The 8032-nt window shown below is 35.4% G+C and carries 8 protein-coding genes and 2 tRNA genes; 8 read left to right on the forward strand and 2 right to left on the reverse strand.

The features are described 5' to 3' along the window. Positions 1-6: 6 nt before the first annotated feature. Together ACPF7B_RS09630 and ACPF7B_RS09635 are read right to left on the reverse strand one after the other, a co-directional pair. Positions 7-2520: a fimbria/pilus outer membrane usher protein gene (locus ACPF7B_RS09630; RefSeq protein ID WP_490505586.1), complete on the reverse strand. Its 2514-nt coding sequence runs from the start codon at positions 2518-2520 to the stop codon at positions 7-9. An 89-nt stretch (positions 2521-2609) separates the two neighbouring features. Continuing rightward, positions 2610-3143, reverse strand: a complete 534-nt coding sequence (locus tag ACPF7B_RS09635; protein WP_490505587.1) for a fimbrial protein — start codon at positions 3141-3143, stop codon at positions 2610-2612. Between the two features lie 283 nt (positions 3144-3426). Here ACPF7B_RS09635 and dapB point away from each other — a divergent pair, with 283 nt between their 5' ends. The 8 genes from dapB to ACPF7B_RS09675 all read left to right on the forward strand — a co-directional run bounded on the left by dapB (position 3427) and on the right by ACPF7B_RS09675 (position 7967). Further along, the gene (dapB, locus tag ACPF7B_RS09640; RefSeq protein ID WP_490505588.1) at positions 3427-4224 is read left to right on the forward strand and encodes a 4-hydroxy-tetrahydrodipicolinate reductase; all 798 of its coding nucleotides are present in this window, start codon (positions 3427-3429) and stop codon (positions 4222-4224) included. A gap of 107 nt (positions 4225-4331) precedes the next feature. After that, a complete protein-coding gene (locus ACPF7B_RS09645; protein WP_490505589.1) occupies positions 4332-4649 on the forward strand; it encodes a hypothetical protein in 318 nt (105 codons plus the stop codon). Positions 4650-4940: 291 nt separating this feature from the next. Continuing rightward, the gene (dksA, locus tag ACPF7B_RS09650) at positions 4941-5363 is read left to right on the forward strand and encodes an RNA polymerase-binding protein DksA (RefSeq protein WP_490505590.1); all 423 of its coding nucleotides are present in this window, start codon (positions 4941-4943) and stop codon (positions 5361-5363) included. A 151-nt stretch (positions 5364-5514) separates the two neighbouring features. Then, positions 5515-5590, forward strand: a tRNA-Ala gene (locus tag ACPF7B_RS09655). Positions 5591-5594: 4 nt separating this feature from the next. Continuing rightward, positions 5595-5670: transfer RNA gene (locus ACPF7B_RS09660), tRNA-Glu, on the forward strand. A gap of 161 nt (positions 5671-5831) precedes the next feature. Continuing rightward, positions 5832-6347, forward strand: coding sequence for a disulfide bond formation protein B (locus tag ACPF7B_RS09665; RefSeq protein WP_490505591.1), 516 nt, complete (start codon positions 5832-5834; stop codon positions 6345-6347). 46 nt (positions 6348-6393) lie between these two features. After that, positions 6394-7188, forward strand: coding sequence for an ABC transporter ATP-binding protein (locus ACPF7B_RS09670; protein ID WP_490505592.1), 795 nt, complete (start codon positions 6394-6396; stop codon positions 7186-7188). Beyond that, positions 7185-7967, forward strand: a complete 783-nt coding sequence (locus tag ACPF7B_RS09675; protein WP_490505593.1) for an MlaE family lipid ABC transporter permease subunit — start codon at positions 7185-7187, stop codon at positions 7965-7967. Before ACPF7B_RS09670 ends, ACPF7B_RS09675 begins: the two co-directional genes overlap by 4 nt. Positions 7968-8032: the final 65 nt, after the last annotated feature.

An 8032-nucleotide genomic window follows, 5' to 3' on the forward strand; every position in this document is an offset into this window, starting at 1 on the left:
AATTAATTACTCCATGTAACAAGTGAGTTGTTTGAGATCCATGATATTAGAAGAGTTAATAGATAATCGGCATGATTGATTATCTCCCCACTTTACAAGAAATTTCGATTTTTGATTAATACCTGTCAAATAAGTTAAGCCACTGTTTGCTACCATTGCGACTTCTTCTTTTTGGCCATTTTCTCGATAGACAACAGCCCCAAAAGGAGGGTGCCCTCCATCAGGTAATGAGATTACAGAAATAACTTTTTCACCAGAAATAGTATTAACGGATCGATATACAATTGCCCCTTTGGTTGCTGCTAAATCAATAACACCGTCCTGAACTTCAACATTATTTGGTAGATTATCGTTATCAATCATGTAGTTCATTCGGTAATATTCAGGGATATTACTTATTCCAGCTAGGCCAAAAATATTTGTTTTACTATCAGTTCCTAATATCTCGACATCAGAGGCTTTTGCATCAACAATTAAGCGAGATGCATCGTTATAGACCCTTGGTTGTGTAGCTAGACCATGTTTTGTTAACGTTAGTGATCCATCAATTCCTACTGTTACAGATTGTTGTTTGTCATTATAATTTGCCGAAGCTGTGAGGCTGCCCACACTATAATTTTTATAATATGAAGCATCAAGCCCATACTCAATAGCGCCACTTAAATCCTTTTTATGATAAGTAGATACACCAATAGTATAATCACCCCCCGAGGATGTTTGGCTGCTATAACTTATTTGTTGTGATACATCTTCTGATAAGTGATCATATCTAGCACTATAAGATAGACGAGTACGATAACCATCTAAAGGAATGTGTAGAAACAACGAAATTTGATTATTGCTTCTATTATATTCATCTTTATTATAAGAATAGCCTAGTGATACTGAGGCATTTTCTAATAATCCTTTTCTAATGGTTGTATGAGCGGATAAGCTGTAATAGGAGCTCTCTTTTCTATTCCAATAAGTGGATTTAGATATAGATGCTGAAAATCCAACATCCCAAGCCGGAACATTTTGTGAAAGACTTAAAGAGAACCGATGTTTTTCTAGTCTTAAATTTTGTAGCTGATCAGACTTCATATTGATGTAATTATTAAGCGTCGTGAAATTTCGACTAGAAATTCTGTAACTCGCTATATTCAAGGAAGTTGATGTGCCAAACCTTTTCGCATAGTTAATTCTATAACTTTGCCCTACGGATGCACGACGTCCATCAATTTTATTTTTAGAGCGAGTCATATCTACTGATAGAGCACCAAAAGCCCCCATATTCAAACCAACTCCAGCATTAATGGCTTGATATTCATTATTGGTGGTACCTAATACACCACCAATTAACGAGATATTGCTCGTTAAACCATAGGATGCATCAGCAGAAATAAGGTTTGTTGAAATATCACTGGTATATGACGGTGATAACTTCCCCATATTAAGATTATAACGAATACCACCTTTACGAGTTAAAAAAGGAATTTGAGAAATATCTACCTGATAGGTATATTTACTTCCATTATTTTCTTCAATTTCTACATCTACAGTTCCATTCAAATACGATGGTAAGTCTTCAATTAAAAAAGGACCTGCTGGGACTTGTACGGCTTTGATAATATTGCCAAATTGCTTTATTCTGACCACGGAATTTGTCATAACTGTTCCTGTAATTTGTGGTGCATAGCCTTGTAAATAAGATGGCATCATTCTTTCTTCTGTAAAAAAGCTTACTCCTTTAAATCTCGTTGTATCGAAAACGTTACTTCTTGTATGCAGTTCTCCAAAATAGAGCTGAGAATTAAGGGAGGCAATATCTGTAAATCCATAGGTTTCTAGCCATTTCAATTTATCAGAACCTTTAATATGAGTATCATATTGATAGTTACTTCTAAATCGTAACCGACCGATATTGGCACCCACAGTCCCGTAACTTGTAAAATTATTTCGTGTTTGAGTTGTTCCAGAGTAACTAGATCGATTAAACATTTTCAACAAGCTATAATCCACAAAAATACCTGAAATACCATAATCTCTTTTTTGTGGTGGTACCCAAGATGGATCAAACCGCTCCATATATGCATGGGGCATTTTTATTGATAATTCTTGAATTGCTGGATTGAAGTGTACTTCAATATTATTGTTATGATTTTCTAAATCATAACAATCCCCCACGTTTGCTGTATGTGTGATATTATTTTTTATCTGATGATAAAACGTATTTTTTAGAGGTAAAGTTGATATTAATTCTTTTGTAAAACAAACATGACTTTCTTGATTCTTCGTGTAGAAGTAAATAGGCGTGTTTTGCGCTATTAACACATCGTTAACAATTATTCTTGCAAGATATTCACCCGCAAACTGTTCATTAGAACCAGAAAATGCAGTTAGATCAACATTTTCATCAGCGCCTAATAGTTCTAAAAGAGTATGATTAAACTCATAAGAATGTGATATTTGTTGAAGTGATACAGCCCCATTAAAAATCAGTAACAATACAGCTATTCGACTTAATTTATGACGAAACATTTTCTTGCAACTCGCTTTATTTATTATAATATCGAGACCTAGCTAAACTAATGGCTAGGCCTATCAATTTTATTTAAAAAATATATTGCCTATTTGTATTCTGCAATAAATCTAACTGAAGTTGACACTGTTCCAGCGGTTACTGCATCTGAGGTTTTAACCATTCTTCCACTCACTCCAAAAGTTGCTGTGCCATTTGAATGAATATTAGCCTCAATAGGCTGTGTCGTCCCTGCCGGTGTTATTTCTTTGCCTGAGATTTTTACTTCAACTGCAACGTTATCTGCGGTGCCAGTATTAGCCCATAAAGCATTCATAGTTTGATCCGCTTCGCCAGCCATGGTGGTTAGTTCAATTTTAGTAACTTTTTTTTCTTCTCCTTTTAAATCAATGTTACAGTCTACAAATTTTATTTCAGATGTTCCCCATGCCGTATTGCCTTTTTTTAAGGTTCTTGTTGATAATGAGCCTAAATCAACCGATTTTATTGGTAAAATTGAGCAGGCTGCATCAGTAACAGTTCCTTCAAATACTATATTACCTGATGAACCAGCGGGAACTTGTGCAAATGCTGCTGTTGAAAGAGAAAATGTTGCAATTAATGCTAATGATAATTTTTTCATAATTTTAAAAGCCTTTTTTATAAAATAAGAATTTATATAAATTGGTTTTATTTAATACAAAAACCAAAATAGATATTAATTCATATTATTTTAAAATCAATAATCTAAACTGCTGATTTATAAAAGATAATTACATTTAATTACTTTAAATTTACTTAAATTTACTTTAGTAATGTACATATCTGATTTGAAGGCTTAACTATTTATTAATTTTATTAAGATTAAAAACATGATTTAACATTTAAAAAAATGATTTTAGCTAAAATCGATAAAAAATTATAAGATGAGCTCAGCTGCATATATAAAAAGAGTGATCAAAAAATCTATGGATAAAATAAAAATAGGAATTGTTGGGGTATCGGGAAGAATGGGGCAAGTTTTGTCGCGCCTTATTGAAGAAAATGAGAGTTTTTTGCTCGGTCCCTCCTTTAGTAAAGAGTGCGAAAACACAGTCGCATTAGCGGATGTATTTAAAAAAAACGATATCGTAATCGATTTTTCGCATTTCTCATTGACAGATAAAGTGCTTGAAGCTGCTCTGACTAATCCCAAACCTTTAGTTATTTGTACAACAGGTTGGAATTATGAAGAGTGTCGAGAAGATCTTTATAAATTATCTACTCTCGTACCAGTGATACTAGCGACTAATACAAGTGTTGGCGCTGCTTTGCAGCGTTATTTGGTTCAAGTTGCTGCAAAAGTATTAGATAGCGATTTTGATATTGATTTACATGAAAAGCATCACCGCTATAAAATTGATAGCCCATCAGGTACTGCATCGACTTTATTGTCAGATATTCAAAATGTTAAAAAAACGATAAAGGGTGAGAGCTATCAAACGTATCAGGTAGATCATGGCGCCAGAATGGAGAATTTAATTGGTGTCTCAGTCACTAGAGCCGGATCAATTATTGGGGAGCATGAGGTGATATTTACGAGTTTAGATGAGCAAATATCAATTAAACATACAGCTTTTGACAGAACGTTATTTGCTAAAGGAGCTTTAAAGGCTACTCAATGGCTCATTGAAAAGAAAACACCTGGAATATATGGGATGTTTGATGTGTTATCTCTCTCTTAAATTGATTTTATTTAAGTGTAACTTAAGAAAAAAGGCTCATAATGGCTTGCAAATTAGAACAATAATCCCATTATCTAATATCTGAATAGCTTAACTAGGGGGCTTAGATGAGTAACCAATTGTACATTGATGGCAAGCCAGCAACATTATTTCAAAAGATTGTGGCGACAGTTGTTGGCATTGTCACTCTTATTTTTTTAGCTTTTTTTGGTGTTGCTATTTTTATAGTCGGCTTAGGGCTTGCTGCAATTCTAGGCGTCTATTTCCTGTGGAAAACTCGTAAAATTCGACAGCAAATGAATGAAACGATCCGACAAGCAAATAGTAAAGCAAAGGCCTCATCAGCAGAATGGGCATCGAAATCAACCGCAGGTACGAGTCAAAACCCAGGGAACCTGTATGAAGGGGAATATAAAGAACTTTAATCGATATCTGTTTGTTTTTAGTCATTTTTTATCATTAAAATTATCTTTTTCATAATAATTGCTGTATCATTTTGCGCAACATTGCAATTCTCAGGAGTTTCGGCGTTATCTAACGGATTAGGAATGTAGATAATAAATCGACGTAAACAGTGATTTGTATTTTATTTCTAGAACATTTCAAATTAATTTTTTTAATTTTAAAAGTTAGCTAATGGAGTATTCCGTTTTTATTGATAGATCACAGGATTTCTATTTGTTTTTTATTTTAAATAGAGACCAGAGGGCATTTTAATGAGTAACGAAGTTTTTAGTGCATTTAAACCTTACGATATTAAAGAAGATGAAGAGTATATGAATGATGCTCAGAAAGAGCATTTTCGTAGTATACTCGAAGGTTGGCGTGATGCGCTTGTCCAAGAAGGCGAGAAAACAGTAAATAACATGCAAGATGAAGCATTTAATCTGCCAGATCCTAATGATAGAGCAACTCAAGAAGAAGGATTCTCACTCGAGTTGCGCACTAGAGATCGTGAGAGAAAATTGTTAGCAAAAATTGAAAAAACATTACGTCGGTTAGGTCTTGATGATTACGGTTACTGTGATACTTGTGGGGTTGAAATTGGTATCAGACGTTTAGAAGCTCGGCCTACTGCAGAGCTTTGTATTGACTGTAAAGAGATTGAAGAGCAAAAAGAGAAAGCTCGGGTAAATTAATTTTATTTAGAGAACTCTCTAATATTTTGATAAATAAAGAGATAAATTTGGATGTTGTCAATAGGGCGGTATTTGTCAGAAAAATAGTCGAGATTAAAATTGACATAAAAAGTAAAGTTTTTTATTATACAACTCCTCAGACAGCATGTCTGGGGCTATAGCTCAGTTGGTAGAGCGCTTGCATGGCATGCAAGAGGTCGTCGGTTCGATTCCGACTAGCTCCACCATAAAGTCCCTATCGTCTAGAGGCCTAGGACACTGCCCTTTCACGGCGGCAACCGGGGTTCGAATCCCCGTAGGGACGCCAATTTATCAAGCCTGTATAGAATATTCTATACAGGCTTTTTATTTATAATATTGATATTTAACTAGTTGTTTTGAAAAGAAGTCAAACCTACTTTTTCTAAAGAAGTTATCCACAAAACATGATAATATAATCAATCTTTAAAGTATTAGAAGGATGCTCCAATGTCTCCTCGTCGCTTGTTTTTCTTTTTAGGGTTCGTCCCGCTGTTAGCTATTGCTTTTGCAAAATTTTATTTAGAAGATGTGCAGCTTCTAGAGCCATGCCCATATTGCATGTTACAACGTGGGGTGATGCTCCTGTTTACAGGGATCTTTTGGTTAAGTGCACTGTTGGTAAATAAAGGTACGCGTTTTTTTTCATCGGTATCAATTTTACTAATATTAATAGTGGGAGTTTTAGGGATAATTATTTCGGGTAAACATATCTATTTACAACTAAATCCTAGTGATGCGTTAGGGTGTACTCAAACCACTTTGGCGATTACAGAGGTTTTCGATTATCAAATAGTAAAAGATCTATTGTTAACCGGAGGAGACTGCAGCCTAATTGATTGGACTTTTATGGGGTTATCCATTCCGATGTGGACGTTAGTATTAACGTTGGTTTTAACCATGATTGGAATAGCCATTAATCTTTCTGCACGTAAACGCCCAAAAGAAAATTATTGGGCTCGATAATATCTCCTTGAATAAAAGTATATCGATATAAAGAAGGCCTATTAACATGGTACAAAAGAATATTATTAAATTAGAAAATATCCAATTGAGTTTTGGTAATCGGCAAATCTTTAAGAATCTTTCAATCGAAATTCCTACGGGGAAGGTTACCGCGATTTTAGGTCCTTCGGGTTCTGGGAAAACAACGTTACTACGTCTTTTGAGTGGTCAGATTCATCCTCAATCTGGCTATGTTGAGCTCATGGGGAATGATATCGGTACAATTTCTACTAAAAATCTCTATGACATTCGTACCAAAATGGGTGTTTTATTTCAATCTGGCGCACTTTTTACAGATATGACTGTCTATGATAATGTTGCATTCTCATTAAGAGAACACACGCAACTCGATGAGTCGATGATTAATACTTTGGTGCTTTTAAAATTACAATCTGTTGGTCTTCGAGCGTTAAAAGATTCATTCCCAACACAGTTATCAGGCGGTCAGGCTCGGCGAGTTGCTTTAGCGCGTGCAATTGCTTTAGACCCATCTTTACTTTTATATGATGAACCTTTTACTGGGCAAGATCCCATATCAATGGGGGTATTGATTCGCTTGATTAAAAATCTCAATGATGCATTAAAAATAAGTAGCGTAGTGATTTCTCATGATGTTGAAGAGGTTCTGTCGATTGCGGATAATGTTTGTGTGTTAGGTGAAGGGCGTATTATTGCGACAGGGACTCCAGAGGAGATTCGTTCTCATAAAAATCCTTGGGTTCAGCAATTTATTAATGGTGATGCTGATGGTCCTGTTCCTTTCCATATTCCAACAAAACCGATAGAGGAGGTCCTATTTTGAGTAATATCATCGTAATAACGGGTGAAAAAACTCGTGGAATGATTACCCATTTAGGTGAAGCGACGCAATTACTGGTTAATATTCTTATAAACTCTTGGTATCTGTTTAAAAAGCCTTCCTTATTTGTTCGTCAAGTCTATCAGTTGGGTATTTTATCATTACCTATCATTTTATTATCAGGGCTTTTTGTTGGGATGGTGCTCTGTTTTCAGGGATTTGTAAACCTGATTAATTTTGGTGCTGAAGCTTCAGTCGGAACTATTGTAGCGCTTGCTCTATTTAGAGAGCTGAGTTCTGTATTAACGGCGCTTTTGTACACGGGGCGTGCGAGTTCATCGTTAACCGCAGAAATAGGTTTGATGCGTGCAACGGAACAGTGGGCAAGTTATGAATTAATGGCGATTAATCCTGTGCAATATATTTTAACTCCACGGTTTTGGGCTGGTGTAATTGCGGTACCCGTGCTAGCACTGCTCTTTAGTGTGATTGGTATTATTGGTGGCTATGGCGTTGCAACAATCTCTTTGGGGGTTGATGGTGGAGCTTATTGGTCGCAAATGAAATCAGGCGTTGATTTTGGTGTCGATATTGGTCTTGGGGTAGTTTTAAAAAGTTTTGTTTTCGGTATAATATCGAACCTCGTTGCATTATATATCGGTTTAAAGGGGCGAGCGACAGCAAGTGGTATTGCGCGTTCAACAACTGATACGGTTGTTATCTCTTCACTACTTATTTTAGTTGCGGACTTCTTCTTAACAGCAATGATTTTTGGCATTTAGAGGATTGCTAGATAGAGATACGCCTTTTACATTTACCGATTTTTAGAATTTAGAGCCTTATATTT

Source organism: Ignatzschineria sp. 22MB058224 (assembly GCF_058188435.1).